This is a genomic window from Dactylosporangium sp. NPDC050588 (genome assembly GCF_040654975.1).
Taxonomy (GTDB): Bacteria; Actinomycetota; Actinomycetes; order Mycobacteriales; family Micromonosporaceae; genus Dactylosporangium; species Dactylosporangium maewongense.
In genome coordinates this window covers 33,009-53,746 of record NZ_JBFAJA010000073.1, presented here as the reverse complement: position 1 = coordinate 53,746, position 20,738 = coordinate 33,009, and the positions used below count along the sequence as shown (strand labels likewise).

The following is a 20,738-nucleotide window of genomic DNA, read 5'->3' as shown; positions in this document are numbered from 1 at the left end:
CACCGAGCAACCATGCTCGTCGATGTTGTCCGGAGGCGGTCCCATGCGTTCGCTGTGCAGGCGGTACATCGTGACGGCGCTCGTCGGCATCGTGGGTGCGGCGGTGTCCGCCGTGCCCGCCGGCGCGGCGCCGTCACCGCTCGTCGTCGACCAGGCCTGGGCCGACGAGCTCGTCTCCCTCGCGGGCGCCGACCAGGCGACCTTCGGCGGGGTGAGCGTCGACGAGGCCAGCGACGTCCTGACCATCCGGTACGCGCCGGGCCGGCTCGCCGCGGCGCGTTCCAAGGTGGGCTCCAGCGCCGCCGGTCAGGGCGGGCGGGGATGGCGGGTCGACCTCGTCCCGGTCAGCCACAGCCTGGCCGAGCTGGACGCGGTGCGCCAACGCGTCGGCCGGTGGCGGCCCGGCGGCGCGTCACTGTCGGAGTGGTACGTCGACGTCACCCACAACCGCGTCGCGGTCGGCGTGACGGAGCTGTCGCCGCGGCTGGTGGCCGCCGCGCGGGCGGAGTTCGGCGACCGGGTCGCCCTGCACCAGGCCGCGCGGGCGACCAGGGCGAGCCGGACCGTCGACTGGAAGCCCTGGGCCGCCGGGATCCGGATCACCTCCGGCGGCACGGCCTGCACCGCCGGGTTCTTCGTCGAGGTGCCCGGCACGCCGGCCACCCGCAGGATGGTCACGTCGGGCCACTGCTTCGCCAACGCCGCGGTCGTCTCCAACAACGGTGTCTCGATCGGCACGGTGAGCGGCCGGACGCTGACGGACAACGGCAAGGACGTCGAGTACGTCCTCGGAACCTTCACGCCGTGGACCTACAAGGGCCCGTCGACCAGCGACTACGGTGACACCATCCGCGGGACGAAGGCCTCTGTGGTCGGCCAGACGTTCTGCACCAACGGCGCGTTCGGCGGCGAGGTGTGCTCGGGCACGGTCGACGCGACGAACCTCTGCGTCCTGATGACCGACGGCATCACCACGTGCAGCCTCGACCGGCTGGTCAGCGGCGGCGGTGTCATGACCCGGCTGGGCGACAGCGGCGGCAACGTCTTCACCTATGACGCGGCCGGGCTGAAGATCGGCGGGATGATCGTGGCCATGTCGCCGGGCGGCACCACGACGTACTTCCACCCGGCCGCCGCCGTGACGCCGATGGGCTGGCGGGTCTCCGTCGGCTGACGCTCAGCGCGCCGTGGTGAAGTGCCGCTCCAGGCGGTCGAGCAGCGCGGTGCACCGGCGGACGTCGCCGAGGTCCTCACCGAGGGCCTCGGCGAGCTCGCGGGCCCAGACGGCGCGCAGCGTCCGCAGGTTGGCGGCGGCGCGTTCGGTCGGGTGGACGGCGACGCCGCGGCCGGCGGTGGCGCGGCGGGCGACCATGCCCTTCTCCTCGAGGCCGCGCAGGGCGGTGCTGACGTTGGTGCGCTGGAGCCCGGCGCGGTCGGCGATCTGGCTGGGCGAGGCGCCCGGGAAGAGGTCCACGACCCGCATCACGTGCCGCTCGGTCTCGGTCATGGGCACGACGTCGGGGCCTTCCGGTGTACGGGCGCGCACCAGCCGGCCGACATTGAGGATCAGCTGCGCCAGGTCGGCGAGATCGGTGTCGTTGCCCACGGTTCACATCCTAGTGGATTATGACATCATAGTTATGTGCTGATAACCCTGGCCGGTCAGGACCTGCGCCGCGGGCGGCGGGCCCGGCTGGCGGTGGTGCTCGGCTCGCTCGCCGCGTTCGGCCCGCTCACCATCGACATGTACCTGCCGGCGATGCCCGGCATGGCACACGATCTGCACACCGGCGCACCGCTGGTGCAGCTGACGCTGACCGTCTTCGTGGTCGGGCTCGCCGCCGGCCAGGTGATCGCCGGCCCGCTGTCGGACGCCTGGGGACGCCGCCGGCCGCTCCTGCTGGGCCTGGCCCTGTACGTCGCCGGCTCCCTGTGGTGCGCGTTCGCCCCGGACGTCGGCTGGCTGATCGCCGGCCGGGCCGTGCAGTCCCTCGGCGCCGCGACCGGCGTCGTGCTGTCCCGCGCGATCGTCCGGGACCTCTTCGAGGGCACCGCCATGACCCGCTTCTTCTCCACGCTCATGCTCGTCAACGGCGCCGCCCCGATCCTGGCGCCCGTCGTCGGCGGCCAGCTGCTGACCGTCGCCACCTGGCGGGCGGTGTTCCTGGTGCTGGCCGGGTTCGGCACCGTCCTGTCCGTCGCGGTCGTCCTCGCGCTGCCCGAGTCGCTGCCCCCGCAACGTCGCCGGTCCGGCTTCCGCGACACGCTGCGCGCGTTCCGGACCCTCGGCACCGACCGGCACTATCTGCGGCACGTCCTGGCCGCGGCGCTGATGTTCGCGGCGGCGTTCGCCTACATCTCCGGCTCGTCGTTCGTTCTGCAGGAGGTGTACGGGCTGAGCGCCCAGCAGTACAGCCTCGTCTTCGGCGGAAACGGCCTGGGCATCGTGCTCTTCGGCCAGCTCAACGGGCTGCTCGTCGGCCGGGTCGCGCACGAGCGCACGCTGCTGCGCGGCGCCCTCTGCGTCGCCGTCACGGGCGCCGCCGGCGTCGTCGTCGCCGCCGCGGCCCGCCTGCCGCTGCCGGTGCTGCTGGTCTGCCTGTTCGTCGTCGTCTCGATGCTGGGCGTCGTGCTGGCCAACGCCACCTCGCTCGCCCTCGCCGGGCACGGCGCCTCGGCCGGTGCCGCATCCTCACTGCAGGGGCTGCTGCAGTTCCTGATCGCGGGCGTCGCGGCGTCCGCCATGAGCCTGGCCGGCCAGGCTTCCGCCGTACCGATGGCGGCGACGATGCTCGTCTGTGCCGCCGCGGCGCTCGGCGTGCTGACGCTCGCCCGGCAGCCGGTATCCGCCCGGTCCACTTTCCCGTCCTCGCCGTGACTTCGTTCAGCCGATGTACGTGGCGACGAGCGACGCCGCGGTCGGCGTCACGCGGATCTCCGTTGTCCGTAGCCGCGGATGCTCCAGCCAGAACATGCGTGCATCGTCGAGCTGTCCCGCGTGCCGGGGCGGCCAACCGGTCATGGGCGTGAAGTCATCGATCACCACCACGGCACCGAGGCGGAGCCAGTCGGCCGGTTCGAGTGGTGGCTCATCCGCCTTGCCCTGGCCGCCGCCGTCGAGGACCAGCATGTCGAACGGCGCCTCATCAACCAGATCGCGCCAATCACCGCGGCGGACCTTCACCCGCGGGTCATCGGCGAACAGCTGTTGCGCTCGCTGGGCTCGATGCGGTTCTCGTTCGATGCTGAACAGTTGAGCGTCAGGATGCGCCCCGCTGACCATCCACGCCAGGCCGACGCCGTAACCGGTGCCGGTCTCGGCGATGCGTCCGGCGCCGATCCCAGCGGCCAGCAGCCGCAGCAAGCGACCGTGCTCAGGCAGGCACGACGCGGTGAAACCAGCGTCGCGGGCCGCCGCTACCGCGACGGCGACACGATCCGGCAGATCAAGCTGAGTCTCGTGCCGCGCGGTTCCGCCGATCGCCATAGCCGAATGATGCCGTATCCCGTCACGATGCCGGCGGGTCCGCCGGTCTGGCTCGCTGCGGCTGGATCGTCTCGTGCCGGGCGAGCATCGCCACGAATGAGTGGAGCGATCATGCTGGGTGACGCCGTCGAGTCCGCCGGGGTTGGAGACCCGTACCTGCGCCGCCCAAGTGCTGGCCGGCGCCGGCCGTGCCCCCTTACGCTGCCGCGATGCTCTCCACGATCTTCGACGGCATCGGACGTCATCCGCGATCGGTGATCGGTGGTGTGCTCCGGGCGCTGCACGGCGGCACCGCGCCAGCCGGTCGACGGGCACACCCGGCGAACCCCGTGAACGACCGATGACTGCTGCGCCGCCATCGGTCCGCCTCATCAATGGGTGGTGGCGTGGAGGGCGAGGGCCTCGCGCAGCCCGTCGGTCGCCGTGGCGTAGTCGCCGGTGGCGAGGTGGCCCATGGCCTGGTTCTGCGGTTCGGCCGCACGGTGGCTGTCGACGACCTCACGCTGTGCGGTCACGGCCTGCGCGAACTGCCCGGCCTCGGCAAGCCCGGACGCGAGCGCCATGAGGACCCTCGTGTCGACGTCCGCCGGTCGTGGGCTGGTCCGCCGGGCGGTACGCCGCAGCCTGGTGCCGTGCGACCAAGGCGCGCTCGTCGGCGTGGACGACCGAGCACAGCTGGGCCAGCGAGGCAAACGCCCGCGACGCGCCGGCGAGATGCGCCGTGGCTCCATCGGCCGCCAGGACCCGCCAGAGGTCGGCGGCCTCCTCCAAGTACGGGAGGCTTTGCGCTGGCCGCTCGCGCCGAACCTGCCAACCGAACCTCACCAGGCACTGAGCCAGCTCGGGAACGCCGGCGGCCGGGTCGAGCCTCGCCAGCTCCCGACACTCGGCGATCATGTCCTCGGTGACCAGCTCAGTCCTCATCGAGGCCTCCGTGCCGCTCGGCGAGTGCGATCGGCAACGATACCCGCGCACCCCTTCGATCGACCGGTCCATGCGTTACGGACTACACCTCCGGTTGAGCTGCCGTCACTGACCGGCTCGGGTTCGGGTCCGGTGTGGCGCTTGACGGCGTCGCCGCCCGCTCCACGACGTGGGCAACCAGGAGGGTTACGAGGGTCAGCAGGGCGAGGAAGGTGCGCACCAGGTGCAGTCGCTGCCAGCGGCTGCGGACCTCGGTCCAGTCGTCTGGTGGAGCCTCCGGGTTCCACGTGTCGCCGATGGCGTTGAGTGGCTCCAGCCGGATCACGGTCAGCCCGATGGTGACCACGATGAGCAGGATCGCCACGACCGCCGCGACGAAGGCCGGCTTCGAACGGCCGTAGCCCAGCACCGCGGTGAGGGTCAGCAGGCCCAGACAGGTCAGCAACATCGGTGGCATGGCCCGGCTCATGTCGGTGTTCATGGCTTGCCACCAGCGCGTGTAGGCGTCGGCGGGCAGACGGGTCACGCTCGGCGCGAGGACCACGAACAAGACGCCGCCGGCATACAGCGCGACGAGCGCCGTCGCCAGGGCACGCACGATCTCGAATGACCAGATACGCATGACCGGACTCCACTCGATTGGATTGACTTATATTGAATAGAATGTCTTCCACTGAAAATTCTGACAACATGGTGTCCGATGACCGACAAGCCCAAACGCCGGTACGAGAGCGAACTCCGCCGCGAGCAGTCCGACGGCACGCGCCAGCGAATTGCCGACGCCGCCCGGGAACTCATGCTCGCCCGCGGTTACGCCGACACCACCATGGGCGACGTGGCTGCCGCGGCCGGCGTTGCGGTCCAGACGCTTTACGCCGCCTGCCCCGGAGGAAAGGCAGGCCTGGCGAAGCTGGTCTACGACACGACCCTGGCCGGCGACGCCGCGCCGGTCGCGATGAGCGAGCGGCCGGCCGTGGCGGCGATCATCGCCGAGCCCGACCCGGCGCGCAAACTGCGGCTCTACGCCAGCATGGTGGCCACCACGGCCGAACGCATCGCCCCGGTGCACGCGGTGCTGCGCGCGGCGGCCGGCGGCCTGGGTTCACTCCTGCAGGAGTCGGAGGCCCAGCGCCGCACCGGGACCCGCGGCCCAGCCGGCATGCTCGCCGCGGCCGGCGCCCTGCGACCCGGCATCGACGCGGACCGCGCGGCCGACATCATCTTCGCGCTGACGTCGATCGAGGTCTTCGAACGACTGACGACCACCTGCGGCTGGCCCATCGACGACTACGCCGACTGGCTGACCTCCACGCTCGCCGACGCGCTGCTGCCACACCAGCCGGACCGGCACACGCAGCCCGTGGACTGACCCACAGGCCCGAAACACCAACGCTGCCAGCGTGTCCGTCGAGGAGAAGCCTACGATCATCACCGTGGCCGAGACCGTGATGCTCATGTTCAGCTACTTCGAACACGACTGGGACGAGAGCATCGACAACCCCGAGGCCGCGACCACGGAACTGATGCGGCGCGTCACCGAGGGCGATTGGACACCGTACAGCGGCGACGAACCCGACCCGGACGACATCGCCACGATCGAGGACCTCGAGGCCCGCGCCCGCGAATCGATCGACGCGTGGAACGTGCCCGACGACGCCGTCCGCATCCCCATCGACAAGCTGCGGGCGGTCATCGCCGCCGGCGGCTGGACATTCGTCGCCGGCGAGTTCACGGAGCTCGTCGGAAACCACCACGACACCGAGTACGTCGTCCAACTCACCCGGTAGCCGTGTTCGAGCTGGGGGTTGTGGGGGGTTTGGCTCAGTCGTCGCCGATGTCGAGGGTGTGGTCGGGGCGCAGGATGGCGTCGGCGGGTTCGGATTCGCTCGGGTGCGGGGTGGGGGCCGCCGGTTTGCCCAGGGCGAGCAGGCCCTTTTCGGCGCTGGCGCAGTCCATCCACGCGACGTAGGAGTCGGTGTCGGCGATCCACATGCCGCGGTCGTTCTTGCGCACCTGGTCGGGCTTCGGGAACTCCCAGCGGATGCTGTCGTGCACGGCGGCGATCGGGGTTGGCTGGCGTACGTCGAATGCGTAGACCCAGACGAAGTTGGTGGTGACGCGCAGGGTCTGGATGCCGTCGACCTTGGCGGAGTCGAAGGTGACGCGGCCGCTGACCCGGGGCTGCTCGTCGGGGTCCAGTGTCGCGGACGGGTCGATCCAGGTCACCGCGTTGAGGCGGGTGGCGCCGGTGAGCCACTTCGTGGTCCCGGTGCGGGCGTTCGGCGCCAGCAGCGCGAGGAACGTGGAGTTGTCGTGCCCGACGAGCATCTTCTGGTCCAGGCGGCCGGCCACCAGCGCCTGGTGCACCAGTTGCAGGTCCGCGCCCACCTCGGCCTGGGTGAAGCCGGTGACGGCGGTGGCCGGCGGCATGGTGATCCCGGCGTCGCCCTTGGGGTACGTCGCGGCCGCGGTGCCGTCGAACGGGCCGGTCGGGGCGGCGCTCGCCGAGGTGGTCACGGAGATGCCGCTGGGCACCGGCTGCGTCGGGTAGGCGGCCGGACCCGTGTCGCCGCCGGCCGGATCGGCCGTGAACGCGGCTCTCACATACGGGAAGGCGGCGGCCAGGAGCACCGCCGCGGCGACGGCGCTGGCGATCCAGAGGGTCGTCTTGGCGGCCTCGGACCAACGGAAGAGGCGCGCCACGCGCCCCCAGCGGTGGGCCCGCTTCGCCCGCCGTTCGACGTCCTTGGCCCAGTCGTCAAGCCCGTGGAACGGGTCGTCGTCGTGGTCGTTCATTGTGCTCTCATCCGCCCGGGCTTGATCATCTGGCGGCACAGTATGCACGAGCGGCCGGACGCTGAACAGCCGTCCCGCGGCGACGGCACAGCCACTATCTGGGACGGCGTGATCGGCACCGGGGCGCCACGAGCGCCTGCCAGAACGCCAGGTCGTGCGCAGTCGCTTCCACCAGGTGGGAGGTGTGCGGGCATGGTGTGGGAAATTTGGCTCCGGTACCCACTGTGAGAAACCTGGGCTGCACCGCTAAGGTGCACCGACAGGCCGGGCCAACGCTGTCCCACCGTATTCCGATGCACCCACAGGCAACGGTGGAGGTCAGGCATGCCCGATCCGATGGGCTTCATGAAGTACCGGCGTCAGCTGCCGCTGCTGCGTCCTGTGACCGAGCGGGTCGCGGACTGGCGCGACGTCTACCAGCGCGCGGACTCGCAGCTCATCCACGAGCAGGCCGCCCGGTGCATGAACTGCGGTGTCCCGTACTGCCACAACGGCTGCCCGCTGGGCAACCTGATCCCGGACTGGAACGACCTGGTCCGCACCGGCGACTGGGAGCGCGCGGCCGACGTGCTGCACGCGACGAACAACTTCCCCGAGTTCACCGGGCGGCTGTGCCCGGCGCCGTGCGAGGCCGCCTGCGTCCTCGGTATCGGTGACGACCCGGTCACGATCAAGCAGGTCGAGGTCGAGATCATCAACCGCGCCACCGACGGCGGGCCGCTCAAGCCGTTCCCGGTGGCGGCGCCGTCGGGGCGCAGCGTGGCCGTGGTCGGGTCCGGCCCGGCCGGTCTCGCCGCCGCGCAGCAGCTGGCCCGCGCGGGTCACGCGACCACGGTGTACGAGCGCAGCGACGCGATCGGCGGCCTGCTGCGCTACGGCATCCCGGACTTCAAGTTCGAGAAGCACCACATCGACGAGCGCGTCGCCCAGCTCGAGGCGGAGGGCGTGACGTTCGTCACCAGCTGCCACGTCGGCGAGGACGTGTCGCTCGCGGACCTGCGCAAGCAGCACGACGCCGTCGTCCTGGCCTGCGGCGCGCTCGACGCCCGTGACGTGCCGGACACCCCCGGCCGTGAGCTGAGCGGCATCCACCAGGCGATGGAGTACCTGGAGGGCGCCAACCGGGTCGTCGCCGGCTCGCTGGACGCCCCGCCGATCAGCGCCGAAGGGCGTCACGTCATCGTCGTCGGCGGCGGTGACACCGCGGCGGACTGCCTCGGCACCGCCCACCGCCAGGGCGCGGCCAGCGTCCAGCTCGTCGAGGTCGCCCCGCTGCCCCCGCCGCAGCGCGACCCGGCCCGCAACCCGTGGCCGACCTGGCCGATCATGCTGCGCAGCGGCTCCGCCCACGAGGAGGGCGGCGAGCGCAACTTCGGCTGCGCGATCCGCCGCTTCATCGGCACCGAGGACGGCAAGCTCCGGGCGGTCGAGCTGGTCGACGTCCTGCTCGGCCCGGGCTTCACCCTCACCGAGGTCGAGGGCACGGTCCGCGAGATCCCCGCGGACCTGGCCCTGCTGGCGATCGGTTTCGGCGGCACGCAGGACGGCGCGCACCTCGAGCAGGTCGAGCTGACCCGCAACCGGCGCGGCACGATCGACACCGACGCCGCCTGGCAGACCGACGCGCCGGGCATCTTCGTCGCCGGCGACGCCCGCCGCGGGCCGTCGCTGATCGTGTGGGCGATCGCCGAGGGCCGCTCCGCGGCGGCGGCGGTCCACGAGTACCTCGGCACCGGCGGCGCCCTGCCGGCGCCGATCACCCCGTCCTCGATGCCGCTCGCCGCGCACTGAGCGCACCCGGCGACACCGTGCAGGGCGGAGCGGCATCACCGCTCCGCCCTCCCCCTTTGCGCACCGGGTCCCGCCGGCGCCGTCAGTCGTCGACGGCGAACATCCCGGCGGGGATGCCCGGGGCCTCGTACCGGCGCCAGATCCGGCGGAAGCCGGGCACCTCGAGGTAGCGCCGCACCGCGGCGAGGCCGCTGAGCCAGCCGGCCCAGCCCGGGTAGGGCGGGTTGTCCACGTCGAACCCGCTCTGCACGAACGTGAGCCGGGTCCGGCCGCCCGAGCCCTCCAGCTCCCAGGTGGAGGTGAGCCCGTCGGGGAACCGCAGCGACGCCCGGCGCCCCGGCTCGAACTCGACGAACCTGACGCCGCCCGACGGGTCCAGGTCGAAGCCGCCCATCGCGAACCGGCCGTCCACCCTCGGCTCGATGTCGACGCGGACGCCGGACCATCTGGTGTAGCGCTCCGGCTGGGTGAGCGCGTCGAACACCGCCTGCGGCGCGGCGTCGATGACCACCGAGCCCTGCAGCTGCGGTGAGGTGTAGTCGCACTTCGGGGTCAGCTCGCGCCCCGCCAGGTGGTCGTGCAGGTTCTCCAGGGCGAGCGTCCAGAACGTCTGCAGCTCACCACGCGGCCCGGCCATGTCCGACAGGACCTCCGCGAAGGTCGGCAGGTCCGTCTGCGTCAGGGTGAGCAGCGTGCTCTCCGTGCCGTCGGCGCCGGCCTCGTGCTCGGTCAGGGTGATCTCGACCGTGGTCTCGACACCGCCGACGGTCCAGGCCAGCCGCAGGCCGCGCTCGTCGGCGGACAGCACCCGCTGCCGCGGCTCGGCGCCGTCGGGCGTGTGGCGGCCCCAGAACTGGAACCGGTCGGGCAGCGTCACCTCGGCCTGCTCGGCCAGCCACACCCGCAGCGCGGCCGCGTCGGTCAGCGCGGCGTGGACCACCTTCAGCGCGGCCGGCATGACCGCGCTCAGCCGCAGCTCACTGTGCTCTGTCATTGGGATCTCCTTCGGTACTGCCTACTGGAGCCGCCGAGTTGGGCGAGGTCACTCATGCGAAAGCGAGTCTTTACGTAAAAAGATGTTTTGTCAATCGCCCACGCGCAGCCCGTCCGCCGCCGTGTGAGGCCCGTGTGAGCCGTGTGCCGAGCACGTCCGGCAGTCGCCCCGGCGACGGATCCGGTACGCGGCCGCGGCGACGGCCAGGGCGGCGCCCCATACCGGCCACAGCAGGGCGGGGCCCATCATCGCCAGCTTGTCCGGGTCGGGGTCCAGGTACAGCACGCGGGCGAACATCAGGCCCGCCGACGTGACCGCCATCGCGACGACGACCGCGGGGACGACGGCGAGGCGGTCCGGGCGGCGATGGCCGGCGACACGCTGATCAGCCCGCAGCTGACCGTCCGGCTGCTGCGCCGCCTCCAGCCGCTGCCCGCATCGGCGGCCGGCGTCTCAGGCGTCTCAGGGCTGACCGGCCGGGAGCGGGACGTCGCCAGGGCGGTGGCGGCCGGCGGCACCAACGCGGAGATCGCCGAGTCGCTCAGCATCTCCGCCGGGACGGTGAAGACCCACGTCGCCAGCATCCAGGCCAAGCTCGGCGTGCGGAACCGGGTCGGCATCGCCGCCCGCATGTGGGCCGCGGGCGAGGCCGGCCGGCCGCCCGACCCGGCCGGCTGACACCGGCGGACGACGGACGGTCGCAACCGGGGTGCAGGCGGGGAGCAGCCCGCGGGCCGCGCTCAGCCCCGGACCGTGCGCCCCGATGTCGTGGTGTCGGACGACGGCCAGGCATTCGAGGGGCGGCGGCAGTGCAGCGTTCGCAGCGACGGCGGTGGTACGCCGTGACCGGCCTCGCCGTGATCATGCTGAGCCTGACCGGGCTGAGCGTCACCGGGGTGGCGCAGACCCGCCGGTCGGCGGCGGCCGTCAGCAAGGTGTGCGCGCTCGCCGCCGCGTACGGCCGCATCCACGACGCCGTCATCACCGAGGAGCGCAGCGAGCGGCTGTACCGGGTCGAGCCGGGATCGGTCGTGCGGATGTCGCACACCACCGCGGGCGCGTCGCTGCAGGACGCGCTGCTCGACGTGGAACGCTTCGGCACCGACACCGACCGGCGCCTGGCGACCGAGCTCGGCGCGCTGCACGGGCAGTACCTGCAGGCGGTCACCGACGTCTTCGACGCCGTCGACGACGGTGACGTGGCCCGGATCGACACCGGCCGGGCGCAGTCGCTGTTCGAGCGGATCAACCGGATCGTGCAGACCGCGACCGTCGAGCGGGACGCGCAGGCCGCCCGCGCGCTGCGACACCTTGAGCGGGTCGAGACGCTCGCGTTCATCGCGACGGTCGCCGGGTTCGCGGTCGGGCTGGTGCTGATGACGGTGCTGCTGGTGGCCAGCGTGGGGTACCAGCGCCGGCTGATGCGGCACGCCGCCTCCAGCGAGTACCTGGCCTCGCACGACCCGCTGACCGGCCTGCCGAACCGGACGCTGTTCGCCCGCCGCGCCGCCGACGCGCTGCAGGACGCGCAGGACCGCGGCGCCGGCACCTCCGTGCTGATGCTCGACCTGGACCGGTTCAAGGAGGTCAACGACACCCTGGGCCACCACTACGGCGACGAGCTGCTGCGGCAGGTCGCGGCCCGGACCAGCGCCACGGTGCGCTCCGGCGACCTGGTCGCGCGGCTGTCCGGGGACGAGTTCGCGATCCTGCTGCCGCAGGCTGCCGCGCACGACGCCGCCCGCCTGGCCAACCGACTGCAGAGCGAGCTGCACCGCAGCTTCGTGCTCGACGACGTGACCGTCGACATCGAGGCCAGCATCGGCGTCGCGGCGGCACCGGAGCACGCCACCACGGTCGAGGCCGCCCTGCGCTGCGCCGACATCGCCATGTACAGCGCGAAGGACACCAAGACCGGTGTCGCCGTCTACGACCCTGCGATGCAGGTCGAGGACGGCAGCCGCCTGCTGCTGCTCGGCGACCTGCGCCGCGCCCTGGACAGCACCGACCAGCTCACCCTGCACTACCAGCCGAAGGTCCGGCTCGACGACGGGCAGGTGTCCGGTGCCGAGGCCCTCGTGCGCTGGCAGCACCCGACCCGCGGCGCGATCCCGCCGGCGGAGTTCATCCCCGTCGCCGAGACCACCGGGCTGATCAGCCGGCTCACCCTGTACGTGCTGCGCGCCGCGCTCGGTCAGGTCCGCACCTGGCTGGACGACGGCCTGACCCTGCCGGTCGCGGTCAACGTGTCGCCGCGCTGCCTGCTCGACGCGGGCCTGGTCGGTCACGTCGTCGCGCTGCTGCGCGAGTTCGACGTGCCGGCGTCGCTGCTGCGGCTGGAGGTGACCGAGTCGGCCGTCATGGCGAACCCCGCGACCGCCACCGCCACCCTCACCGAGCTGCACGAGCTCGGCGTCCGGCTGTCGATCGACGACTACGGCACCGGCTACTCGTCCATGGCGTACCTGAAGCGCCTGCCCGTCGACGAGCTGAAGGTCGACCGCACGTTCGTCCTGCACATGGACGCCGACCACGACGACGCCGTCCTCGTCCGCGGCGCGATCGAGCTCGGCCACAACCTCGGCATGACCGTCGTCGCCGAGGGTGTCGAGGGCGTCGTCCACGTCGCCGCCCTGCAGGCGCTCGGCTGCGACATCGCCCAGGGCTACCACTACGCCCGCCCGATGCCCGCCGCCGACCTCAGCCGGTGGATCAGCGACCAGCGCCCCGCCACCGTCCCGGTCGGCTGACGCCGCTCGTTCCACCGCCGCGCAGGTAAGCGCGCAGCCCTCGGCAAGCCCGGGGCTGCGCGCTTCTTGCATGCCTGCCGCATGATCGCCCCACAGGGTCGATCTTGCCGGCCTCGAACCGGCCGAACCGGACCCCTGCTGCGCATCGGCGTGTGTGTCATGAAGCAGAGGTGCACGCAGCACTGCACGGGGACGTCGCCCATGTCCCTGGGCCGTGACCGACCGCCGCCAGCTGTGATCCGCATGGGTTCCAGCACCGCGCCGATCCCACCGACCGGGGAAAGGCCCTCAGCTCACCGGCGTCGGCGTCAGGGTCGCCAGGAGCGCCCGTTGCGAAGGGGTGTCCGACCATGCGTGCCTGCCTGCCCCCGTCCGGTCCTCGATGAGGAGAGCAGCGGTCAGACAGGCACCGGCTCGTACCAGAGACCTGCACGCAGCAACCGGCACGCCGCGGGCCCGTATGTAGGGTCCGCGGCGTGCCGGGAGGGAAGGTCAGCGGCTGGTGGTGGCGGGCGCGGGGGCGTCGCTGAGGCGCCAGCTGTTCTTGCCGGCGGACTTGACCGCGTACATGGCCGTGTCGGCGCGGCGGAGGAGGTCGGCGGCGCCGCCCGGGGCGTCGCTGACGGCGGCGATGCCGATGCTCGCGCCGACCCGGACCGGGTTGCCGCCGATGACGGCGTGGGCGGCGACGGCCTGCACCAGGCGGCTGGCGAGTCCGGCGGCGCGCCCGCCGGTCTGGCCGGTGAGCACGACGAACTCGTCGCCGCCGAGGCGGCAGACGACCGCGTCGTCGCCGGCCTCGCGGGTCAGCCGGCCGGCGACGTCGCACAGCAGCTGGTCCCCGACGACGTGCCCGAAGGTGTCGTTCACCGCCTTGAACCCGTCCAGGTCGATGAGCAGCAGCGCGGTGTCGTCGCCGGTCGCGGTGAACCGCTCGATCGCCTCGTCCACGTGGCGGCTGAACGAGGCCCGGTTCGCCAGGCCGGTCAGCTCGTCGTGCCACGCCTGGTGCCGCAGTTGCTCGGTGAGCGCCCTGTTCTGCGTGAGCAGCCGGTTGTTCTCGTGCAGGGCCGCCAGCTGGCGGGTCGCGACCAGGACCAGCAGGACGCCGGTGCCGGCCAGGACTCCCCCGCGGCGCCAGTCCAGCCCGGGGCCGACGACGGCGACCAGCAGCCCGAACGCGGCGGCGGAGGCGCCGTACGGCAGGACGCTGAACGGCCGGTCGCGGCGGGTCAGGGGCGGCACGGTGCCGGCGACGCTCGCCTGGTGCTGCAGCACCGCCCCGGTCAGCGAGGACAGCTGCGCCAGCAGCAGCAGGACGGTCGGGGCGATCGGCGCTTCCTCCTGCCCGACGGGCAGCGCGGTGGCGACGCCCGACAGCGTGATGCAGGCGGCGTAGCAGGCCAGGGTCGGGCGGGTGAGCAGGCCGGCGCCGACGAGCGCCACGCGGAGCACGCCGAACCCGGCGACGAGCACCGTCACCGGCAGGGCCAGGGTCTCCGACAGCGACAGCCAGCCGAGGTCCGGGGCCCAGTGGCTGCTGACCGTGAAGTACCAGATGAACGCGGCGGTGCCGACGAGCACGATGCCGGCGTCGAGGCCGACGCGCAGCTTCTGCGACCGGCTGTGGGTGACGGTCGGGTAGCGGAACACGGCGTACATGGTGAACACGCCGGCGACCGGGTAGACCAGTTGCGCGCCGTACATCGACACGGACCGCCCGCTGACCGAGGTCGTCAGCAGCGCGGCGAGGTCCACGGCCATGCCGATCGCGTACACCAGCAGCGCCCGCGCCAGGCTGACCCAGAACCGGGCGGCCGCGGGCGGCACCCCGGGGACGCGCGACGTGCGGCGCACCACGAACGTCAGCGCACCGAGCAGCCCGAGGTCGGCCAGGACCGTCACCGGACGGGAGGCGTCCGGCGGCAGCAGCAGCCCGGCCAGCACCGCCAGCATCGCCAGCACCGCACCGGCCGGCAGCAACGCGCCGACCCCGCGAGACAGCCGCATCCTCAACCCTCCTCACCCCTGCCAGCTGGTCGTCGGCAGACATCGGCACCGTCCGGGCCGACTTGAACAATCCCCGCACGCCCGGTCGGCCAGGGTACCGGCGGTGCGGCCACGCTTACCCGGCGCACGGATGGGAACCAGTACCTGCAAGAGGTCCTGCGCAATCCCAGGAGGAGCAGATGCCAGCCGGTTCCAATGCCAAGCGCGAACGGCAGTACGAGCACATCAAGGAAAGCGTGAAACGGCGCGGCAGGTCAACGGACGTCGCCGAGGAGATCGCCGCGCGGACGGTCAACAAGGAGCGGGCCCGCGCGGGAGAGTCCCGGACGGCCAGCCGGTCCTCGATCAACGACGTGTCGTCCGGGCATCGCGGCGGGAAGCGCTCGCATTCAGGCGCTCAGGGGCGCACGAAGGAGCAGCTGTACAACGAGGCCAGGCAGCGCAACATCAAGGGGCGCTCCGCCATGAGCAAGGCCGAGCTGGAGAAGGCGCTGTCCCGCTGAACGGCGCTCAGCGGAGGCTGTCGTCGAGGGTGATGACGACCTTGACGTCCTCGTCGGTGGCGGTGAACGCCTCCGCGGCCCGCTCCAGCGGCACCCGGCGGGTGATCAGCCGGCCGAGCCAGTCCCGGTCGGCCTCGGCCAGCGCGTCCGCGGCCGTGGCGTAGTGGCCGAGGTTGGCGTTCACCGAGCCGACGATCACGTCGTTGTCCAGGACGATCTCCCGGTTGAGGTCGCCGGCGTCGACGGTGACCCGGCGCCCGGCCGAGGAGACGCCGGTGAGGCAGACGATCCCGTACGGTGCGGTGCCCGCCAGCGCGCCGAACACCACCGACCCGACACCGGTCGCCTCGACGACCACGTCGGGGCGCACGGCTGACATGACCGTGTCGATCGGCTCGTGGTGGTACGCGGCGCCGAGGTCGTGGACCAGGCCCGGCTTCGGACCGGCGGTGACGCGGTCCAGCACGTGCACGTCGAGGCCCCGGCGCACGCCGAGCAGCGCGGCCAGCAGTCCGATCGGCCCGGCCCCGGTGACCAGCACGGTCTTCGGCTCGAACCAGGCACGGGCGCCGATCTTCTCGATCTCGTCCCACGCCTTCGCGACCACGCTCGCCGGCTCCAGCAGCATGCCCACGCCGGCGAGGCCCGGGTCGAGCTTCACCGCGTAGCCGGACTCGACGGTCCAGGCCTCGCTGGCGTACCCGTCGAGCTGTTTGATGCCGCGTTCGGTGTACCGGCCGTTGCGGCACAAGTCGAACTGCCCGTGCGCGCAGGCACCGCACGGCACCGGGTCCGGGCGGCGCACCACCCCGACGACCAGGTCTCCGGGCGCGAAGCCGCTGCCGGACGGGGCGTGCCGGACCCGGCCCAGGGACTCGTGGCCGATCACCAGCCGCTGCCGGTCCGGCGGTGCCCACCCGTAGTCACCGTGGGTGATCTCCTTGTCGGTGCCGCACACGCCGACGGCCAGCCCTTCGACGAGCAGTTCGCCGTCGCCCGGCTCCGGGTCGGGGACGTCGGTCACGGCGAGGGATCGCTGCTGCTGCGGGATGACGGTCAGGGCACGCATCCGGTGCTCACCTCCATGATCGATCCGGCTGATGACCGGCGCATCTGCGGCATACCCCGTGCACGGTGCATCCATGTACCGGACACGAATGGCGGCTCCGCCGGCTCCTCAGCGAGGCGCGAGCGGGTGCAGGGCCCGCGGCGGCACCGGGTGTGCGCTGATCTGGCCTTCGGGGTCGGCGACGTAGAGGCGGTCGGCGGCGACCGCCACCGCGAGCGGTGCATCAGGCAGGGCGACGACGTGCCGGGCCGCGCCGGTGAGCAGGTCCCACACGGTGAGCGCGTGCCCCGTCGCGGCGGCCAGGACCGCACGGCCGTGCAGGACGCCGACCGCGGGCGCGCTCAGGTCCTGCACGGTGTCCGGCAGCGCCGGGCCGGCCGGGCGGCGCAGGGCCAGGTCGAGGACGCGGTACTCCCGCCAGTCGGTCTTCACCAGCAGCGCCGGCCGCCGGCCGAGGGCCCACGGGCCCCAGCGGTAGCCGCGCACGAACACGGGCGGCCCGACCGGCCGGCCGCCGATCGCGTCCCACAGCCAGCAGCGCCAGTCGGTCCGCGGCGAGTCGTCGTCGGGCTCCAGCCAGGCGTACGCCCCGCCGGCCACGGCGACGAGCTCGTCCACCCGCCAGCCGCCCGGCGCGCTCCACGGCGCCCGGAGCGCCTCGCCGGTGCGCAGGTGGTGGTAGTGGACGCGCCGCCAGTCGCTGCTGAGCACCGCCGGCCGCCCGGACACCACGGCCGCCGCCACGGTGTAGACGCCGTCGCCGTCCGGTTCGAACCGGCCGACCGGCTCCGGGCCGTCGAGGGTGAGCCGGTGCACGATGCAGTCGTAGCCGCGGCCGCGGACGATCGAGTACGCCTCGCCGTCCGCCGCGAACGTCGACAGGTTCGTGTCGGGGCGGGAGAAGCACCAGTCGTAGGGCATCGGCCACCCGCCGAGCAGCCGGCCCGTGTCCGCCTCGTGCAGCGTGCAGGCCGTGGCCTGGTCGACCGTGCTGAACATGCCCGCGACGACGGCCACGCCGCCGACGGTGGCCGTCCGCAGGGCGCCGAAGTCCCACGTCCGCACCCGACGCATCGTACGGACTCCGGCGGGCGTTCACTCCTTCACTCCTATGTGCTCCATCGGCGGGACGCGCAGCAGGCGGCCGATCGGCAACACCGTGGTGAGCAGGGCGAGCAGCGCCGTGCCGGCGATGACGGTGGCCCAGCCGATGGGCGGCACGTAGGGCAGCGGTTCGCCGGTCACCGCGTGCACCACCATGGTCAGGGTGGCCAGGGCGATCGCCGCGCCCATGAGGACCGCGACGCCGAGGAGGCCGGCCTGTTCGGCGTGGACCATCCGCTTCGCCTGGCCTCGGGTGACGCCGGCGAGGCGGAGCACGGCGAGCTCGCGGCGGCGGGCGAGGGCCGCGATGACCATCGTGTTGGCGGCCGCGAGGGCCGCGTAGCCGACCATGACGCCGACGAGCAGCCTGTTGAGCCAGGCGCTGACGGCGAGGTCGGCGGCGAGCTGCCGGGTCTGGCCGCTGGTGGCGACGAGCGTGCTGCCGGGGTGCCGGGCCGTGAGCGCCGACGGGTCCGCCGGACCGGACGTGCTGATGAGGACCTCGTCGTCGACGTCGCGGGCGGTGTGACCGGCGACCGTGTCGCGCGTCAGGGTGATGTCGCCGAAGCCGAGGCCGCGCTCATAGACGGCGACGAGGGTGAGCCGCACGGGTGTGCCGTCGCCGAGCCACAGCGGGACCGTGTCGCCGATCTTCCAGCCGTGGGTCGATGCTCTGATCGACGATGCGGCCACGGTACCGGTGGACAGGGCAGAAAGGTCGCCCTGGCGCACTCGCAGGTCCATCGTGGCGGTCAGATCCGGCCCGGAGACCGCCTGGGCGCCGACCGTCTCCGCGCCGTCGAGGACCTTCACGATGACGGACGTGCGCCGCACCGACGTGGCGGCCCGGACGCCGGGAAGCTTCCGCGCCTCGTCGGCGGCGCCGGCGGGCAGCCCGGCCGGGGAGACCAGGGCCTGCGAGGCGCGCAGGCCGTCGCGGCGCTGGGCGAGGGTCTGCCGTTCGAGGTTGTCCTGCAGGAACCACACGGATCCGCCGAGCCCGACGGACAGCACCAGCGCGGTGAGCACGGCGGCCGTGCCGCGCGCGTTCGCCTTCAGGTTGGCGGTCGCCAGGTATCCGCTGGTCCCCCACACCGCGCGCAGCACCGGCGCCAGCGCCTGGGCCGCGGCCCGGTTGATCCACGGCGCGAGGAGGCCGAGCGCGGTCACGAACAGGTACAGCATGCCGACCGCGGCGGCGAGCGCCGCCTGCCCGCCGGCGCCGAGCGTGAACGCGCCGGAGGAGCCCGCGCCGGCGAGCGCGACGAGCCCGCAGACGAGGCGCACCTTGCCGCCGCGGGACGGCTCGACCGCCACCTCGCCGAGGGCCTCGACGGGGCGGATCGCGGTGACGCGGCGGGCGGCGATCAGCGCGGACAGCACCGCGACGAGCGTGGTGACGCCGGCGGCCGCGACGGTCGCGAGCGGGCCGTCGGCGATCGGGAACGTCGCGGGGACGAAGCCGCGGCCGACGAGCTGGTCGCGCACCCACCGCGTCGCGAGCAGGCCTGCGGGGACGCCGACCGCGACGGCGGCGAGACCCACCGCGGCCGCCTCAGCCATGATCATCCGGCGGACCTGGCCGGGGGTCGCGGCGACGGCGCGCAGCAGCGCGAGGTCGCGTCGGCGGTGCCGCACCGACAGCCCGACGGTGGCGGCGACGACGAACCCGATCAGCAGCACGACGTACCCGCCGAACGCGCCGCCGGCCTGGATCAGCAGGTCCCGCGCGTCGAGGTCGGCGGATCCCTCGGCCAGGCCGCGGTCCGCGCCGGTGTAGACCTTGGCACCCGCTTCGGCCGCGAGCCCGCGTACCGCCGCCGCGAGGGCGGCCTTGTCGGTGCCGGGTTGCGCGACGACCCCGATGGCGGCGACCCGGCCCGGGTGCGCGGACAGGGTCGCGGCGTGCGCGTCGGTGAAGAACACCGCGGGTGCCGGCCCGTCGACGACGCCGCTGACCAGGTACGTCCGTGCGGCGCCGCCGACGACCAGGCTCGCCTGCTGGCCGGGCGCCATCCCGAGCCGCCGGTCGACCGCGATCTGGTCCTCCGCGGCCGGCGGGGCTCCGGCGACGAGCCGGAACGGTGTCAGTGCGGCACTGGCCCAGCCGTGTCCGGTGCCATCGGGCAACCCGACCGGCACGGGGTCGTCGGCCGCGACGGTGGCGACCCCGGCGAGCCCGCGGATCCGCTCGGCCAGGTCCGCCGGGACGGTCCCGCCCTCGGGGAGCCGTACTGTCGACCGGACGACCTCACCGTCGAGGTCCTTGGCGCTGATGGTGATGTCGCGGTGGGCGACCACCACGTCGGCCGCGGCGTATCGGACCGGATCCGGCTTGTACCGCAGCCCGGACTCGACGAGCGCGCCCATGGCCATGAGGATCATGACGCCCGCGGCGAGGGCGACGAGCGACGCGACCGCCGAACCGGGACGGTGCCGCAGCATCCGCAGTGCCAGTCTGGTCATGCCGCCACCGCCCGGCGGCGGCCCAGCGACGCGAGCTGCTCGGCGATGCGCTCCACGCCCGGCTGCGGCAGGTCGCGCACGATCCGGCCGTCGGCGAGGACCAGGACCCGGTCGGCGTACGAGGCGGCCACCGGGTCGTGCGTCACCATCACGACCGTCTGCCGGTGCTCGTCGACGACGGCGCGCAGCAGGCTCAGCACGTCCGCCGCGGTCTCGGTGTCCAGCGCCCCGGTCGGCTCGTCGCAGAAGATCACCTCGGGGCGGGTGGCGAGGGCCCGGGCGATCGCGACCCGCTGCTGCTGCCCGCCGGACAGCGCGGACGGCCGGTGGTGCAGGCGTTCCCGCAGCCCGACCCGGTCGACCACGTGGTGCAGCCACGGCTGGTCGGGCCGGCCGCCCGACAGGCGCAGCGGGAGCACGATGTTCTCCTGCACCGTCAGCGCGTTGACGAGGTTGAACGCCTGGAACACGAAGCCGATCCGGTCGCGGCGCAGCTTCGTCAGCCTCGTCTCCGACAGCCCGGACAGCTCGGTGCCGCCGATCCACACCCGGCCGGACGTGGCCCGGTCCAGGCCGGCCGCGGTCTGCAGCAGCGTGCTCTTGCCGGAGCCGGACGGCCCCATCACCGCCGTGAACGTGCCGCGGTCGAACCGCACGTCCACGCCGGCGAGCGCGGTGACCGCCTGCGGTCCGGTGCCGTATGTGCGGGTCAGCTGCTCGACGCGGACCGCCGCGCCGGCGTCCTGTCCAACGTTCATGTCCATGCCGACGACGCTATGGCGGCACCCCGTCCATGATCGATCCAGCGTGCTGGCGGACCGTGGTACAGCAGGCTGTACCTGCT

Annotated in this window: 21 protein-coding genes; 9 read left to right on the top strand and 12 right to left on the bottom strand. The window is 73.1% G+C overall.

Annotated features, from left to right (window positions below):
- The first annotated feature begins 43 nt into the window (after nt 1-43).
- Nucleotides 44-1,174, top strand: coding sequence for an alpha-lytic protease prodomain-containing protein (locus AB0I21_RS40565; protein WP_360569006.1), 1,131 nt, complete (start codon nt 44-46; stop codon nt 1,172-1,174).
- 3 nt (nt 1,175-1,177) lie between these two features.
- Here AB0I21_RS40565 and AB0I21_RS40560 read toward each other — a convergent pair whose 3' ends face one another.
- Nucleotides 1,178-1,606, bottom strand: a complete 429-nt coding sequence (locus tag AB0I21_RS40560; protein ID WP_344507391.1) for a MarR family transcriptional regulator — start codon at nt 1,604-1,606, stop codon at nt 1,178-1,180.
- 36 nt (nt 1,607-1,642) lie between these two features.
- Here AB0I21_RS40560 and AB0I21_RS40555 point away from each other — a divergent pair, with 36 nt between their 5' ends.
- Nucleotides 1,643-2,878 carry a multidrug effflux MFS transporter gene (locus AB0I21_RS40555; RefSeq protein WP_360569005.1) on the top strand — a complete coding sequence of 412 codons (1,236 nt, stop codon included), beginning with the start codon at nt 1,643-1,645 and terminating at the stop codon, nt 2,876-2,878.
- Nucleotides 2,879-2,884: 6 nt separating this feature from the next.
- Here AB0I21_RS40555 and AB0I21_RS40550 read toward each other — a convergent pair whose 3' ends face one another.
- Entirely contained in the window at nt 2,885-3,487 is a 603-nt protein-coding gene (locus tag AB0I21_RS40550; RefSeq protein ID WP_360569004.1) for a class I SAM-dependent methyltransferase, read from the bottom strand.
- A gap of 209 nt (nt 3,488-3,696) precedes the next feature.
- Between AB0I21_RS40550 and AB0I21_RS40545 the strand changes: the two genes are divergently transcribed.
- Nucleotides 3,697-3,831, top strand: a complete 135-nt coding sequence (locus AB0I21_RS40545) for a hypothetical protein (RefSeq protein ID WP_360569003.1) — start codon at nt 3,697-3,699, stop codon at nt 3,829-3,831.
- A 27-nt stretch (nt 3,832-3,858) separates the two neighbouring features.
- On the opposite strand, the gene AB0I21_RS40540 is transcribed toward AB0I21_RS40545, so the two are convergent.
- The gene (locus AB0I21_RS40540) at nt 3,859-4,050 is read right to left on the bottom strand and encodes a hypothetical protein (protein ID WP_360569002.1); all 192 of its coding nucleotides are present in this window, start codon (nt 4,048-4,050) and stop codon (nt 3,859-3,861) included.
- 443 nt (nt 4,051-4,493) lie between these two features.
- Entirely contained in the window at nt 4,494-5,033 is a 540-nt protein-coding gene (locus AB0I21_RS40535; protein WP_360569001.1) for a DUF1772 domain-containing protein, read from the bottom strand.
- Between the two features lie 78 nt (nt 5,034-5,111).
- Between AB0I21_RS40535 and AB0I21_RS40530 the strand changes: the two genes are divergently transcribed.
- Both AB0I21_RS40530 and AB0I21_RS40525 read left to right on the top strand, forming a co-directional pair.
- Complete coding sequence (locus tag AB0I21_RS40530) at nt 5,112-5,780, top strand: TetR family transcriptional regulator (RefSeq protein ID WP_360569000.1); 669 nt, start codon at nt 5,112-5,114, stop codon at nt 5,778-5,780.
- A gap of 64 nt (nt 5,781-5,844) precedes the next feature.
- Nucleotides 5,845-6,198: a hypothetical protein gene (locus tag AB0I21_RS40525; RefSeq protein ID WP_360568999.1), complete on the top strand. Its 354-nt coding sequence runs from the start codon at nt 5,845-5,847 to the stop codon at nt 6,196-6,198.
- Nucleotides 6,199-6,232: 34 nt separating this feature from the next.
- Here AB0I21_RS40525 and AB0I21_RS40520 read toward each other — a convergent pair whose 3' ends face one another.
- The gene (locus AB0I21_RS40520; RefSeq protein ID WP_360568998.1) at nt 6,233-7,207 is read right to left on the bottom strand and encodes a hypothetical protein; all 975 of its coding nucleotides are present in this window, start codon (nt 7,205-7,207) and stop codon (nt 6,233-6,235) included.
- Between the two features lie 324 nt (nt 7,208-7,531).
- Here AB0I21_RS40520 and AB0I21_RS40515 point away from each other — a divergent pair, with 324 nt between their 5' ends.
- On the top strand, nt 7,532-8,998 hold the full coding sequence (locus AB0I21_RS40515; protein WP_360568997.1) for a glutamate synthase subunit beta: 1,467 nt from the start codon (nt 7,532-7,534) through the stop codon (nt 8,996-8,998).
- Between the two features lie 82 nt (nt 8,999-9,080).
- Here the strand turns inward: AB0I21_RS40515 and AB0I21_RS40510 are convergent, their stop codons facing one another.
- Together AB0I21_RS40510 and AB0I21_RS40505 are read right to left on the bottom strand one after the other, a co-directional pair.
- Entirely contained in the window at nt 9,081-9,992 is a 912-nt protein-coding gene (locus AB0I21_RS40510) for an SRPBCC domain-containing protein (protein ID WP_360568996.1), read from the bottom strand.
- Between the two features lie 90 nt (nt 9,993-10,082).
- Nucleotides 10,083-10,313, bottom strand: a complete 231-nt coding sequence (locus AB0I21_RS40505) for a hypothetical protein (RefSeq protein ID WP_360568995.1) — start codon at nt 10,311-10,313, stop codon at nt 10,083-10,085.
- A gap of 45 nt (nt 10,314-10,358) precedes the next feature.
- Between AB0I21_RS40505 and AB0I21_RS40500 the strand changes: the two genes are divergently transcribed.
- Nucleotides 10,359-10,670, top strand: coding sequence for a LuxR C-terminal-related transcriptional regulator (locus tag AB0I21_RS40500; protein WP_360568994.1), 312 nt, complete (start codon nt 10,359-10,361; stop codon nt 10,668-10,670).
- 164 nt (nt 10,671-10,834) lie between these two features.
- Nucleotides 10,835-12,742: an EAL domain-containing protein gene (locus AB0I21_RS40495; RefSeq protein WP_360568993.1), complete on the top strand. Its 1,908-nt coding sequence runs from the start codon at nt 10,835-10,837 to the stop codon at nt 12,740-12,742.
- A gap of 492 nt (nt 12,743-13,234) precedes the next feature.
- Here AB0I21_RS40495 and AB0I21_RS40490 read toward each other — a convergent pair whose 3' ends face one another.
- Nucleotides 13,235-14,752: a GGDEF domain-containing protein gene (locus tag AB0I21_RS40490; RefSeq protein ID WP_360568992.1), complete on the bottom strand. Its 1,518-nt coding sequence runs from the start codon at nt 14,750-14,752 to the stop codon at nt 13,235-13,237.
- A 179-nt stretch (nt 14,753-14,931) separates the two neighbouring features.
- Between AB0I21_RS40490 and AB0I21_RS40485 the strand changes: the two genes are divergently transcribed.
- Nucleotides 14,932-15,255 carry a plasmid stabilization protein gene (locus tag AB0I21_RS40485; protein WP_344507357.1) on the top strand — a complete coding sequence of 108 codons (324 nt, stop codon included), beginning with the start codon at nt 14,932-14,934 and terminating at the stop codon, nt 15,253-15,255.
- A gap of 7 nt (nt 15,256-15,262) precedes the next feature.
- On the opposite strand, the gene AB0I21_RS40480 is transcribed toward AB0I21_RS40485, so the two are convergent.
- The 4 genes from AB0I21_RS40480 to AB0I21_RS40465 form a co-directional block, all read right to left on the bottom strand.
- Entirely contained in the window at nt 15,263-16,324 is a 1,062-nt protein-coding gene (locus tag AB0I21_RS40480; protein ID WP_360568991.1) for a glucose 1-dehydrogenase, read from the bottom strand.
- Nucleotides 16,325-16,432: 108 nt separating this feature from the next.
- Nucleotides 16,433-17,389, bottom strand: a complete 957-nt coding sequence (locus tag AB0I21_RS40475; protein WP_360568990.1) for a hypothetical protein — start codon at nt 17,387-17,389, stop codon at nt 16,433-16,435.
- A gap of 30 nt (nt 17,390-17,419) precedes the next feature.
- Nucleotides 17,420-19,894: an FtsX-like permease family protein gene (locus tag AB0I21_RS40470; protein WP_360568989.1), complete on the bottom strand. Its 2,475-nt coding sequence runs from the start codon at nt 19,892-19,894 to the stop codon at nt 17,420-17,422.
- Nucleotides 19,891-20,658: an ABC transporter ATP-binding protein gene (locus tag AB0I21_RS40465; protein WP_344507350.1), complete on the bottom strand. Its 768-nt coding sequence runs from the start codon at nt 20,656-20,658 to the stop codon at nt 19,891-19,893. Before AB0I21_RS40465 ends, AB0I21_RS40470 begins: the two co-directional genes overlap by 4 nt.
- Between the last annotated feature and the right edge of the window lie 80 nt (nt 20,659-20,738).

Bases quoted from the DNA above. Each gene is read 5' to 3' on its own strand.
- AB0I21_RS40485 (WP_344507357.1), top strand. From the start codon at position 14,932: ATGCCAGCCGGTTCCAATGCCAAGCGCGAACGGCAGTACGAGCACATC.
- AB0I21_RS40540 (WP_360569002.1), bottom strand. From the start codon at position 4,050: ATGGCGCTCGCGTCCGGGCTTGCCGAGGCCGGGCAGTTCGCGCAGGCC.
- AB0I21_RS40470 (WP_360568989.1), bottom strand. From the start codon at position 19,894: ATGACCAGACTGGCACTGCGGATGCTGCGGCACCGTCCCGGTTCGGCG.
- AB0I21_RS40500 (WP_360568994.1), top strand. From the start codon at position 10,359: ATGGCCGGCGACACGCTGATCAGCCCGCAGCTGACCGTCCGGCTGCTG.
- AB0I21_RS40520 (WP_360568998.1), bottom strand. From the start codon at position 7,207: ATGAACGACCACGACGACGACCCGTTCCACGGGCTTGACGACTGGGCC.
- AB0I21_RS40515 (WP_360568997.1), top strand. From the start codon at position 7,532: ATGCCCGATCCGATGGGCTTCATGAAGTACCGGCGTCAGCTGCCGCTG.
- AB0I21_RS40565 (WP_360569006.1), top strand. From the start codon at position 44: ATGCGTTCGCTGTGCAGGCGGTACATCGTGACGGCGCTCGTCGGCATC.
- AB0I21_RS40535 (WP_360569001.1), bottom strand. From the start codon at position 5,033: ATGCGTATCTGGTCATTCGAGATCGTGCGTGCCCTGGCGACGGCGCTC.
- AB0I21_RS40465 (WP_344507350.1), bottom strand. From the start codon at position 20,658: ATGGACATGAACGTTGGACAGGACGCCGGCGCGGCGGTCCGCGTCGAG.
- AB0I21_RS40545 (WP_360569003.1), top strand. From the start codon at position 3,697: ATGCTCTCCACGATCTTCGACGGCATCGGACGTCATCCGCGATCGGTG.
- AB0I21_RS40530 (WP_360569000.1), top strand. From the start codon at position 5,112: ATGACCGACAAGCCCAAACGCCGGTACGAGAGCGAACTCCGCCGCGAG.
- AB0I21_RS40490 (WP_360568992.1), bottom strand. From the start codon at position 14,752: ATGCGGCTGTCTCGCGGGGTCGGCGCGTTGCTGCCGGCCGGTGCGGTG.
- AB0I21_RS40550 (WP_360569004.1), bottom strand. From the start codon at position 3,487: ATGGCGATCGGCGGAACCGCGCGGCACGAGACTCAGCTTGATCTGCCG.
- AB0I21_RS40505 (WP_360568995.1), bottom strand. From the start codon at position 10,313: ATGGCGGTCACGTCGGCGGGCCTGATGTTCGCCCGCGTGCTGTACCTG.
- AB0I21_RS40480 (WP_360568991.1), bottom strand. From the start codon at position 16,324: ATGCGTGCCCTGACCGTCATCCCGCAGCAGCAGCGATCCCTCGCCGTG.
- AB0I21_RS40510 (WP_360568996.1), bottom strand. From the start codon at position 9,992: ATGACAGAGCACAGTGAGCTGCGGCTGAGCGCGGTCATGCCGGCCGCG.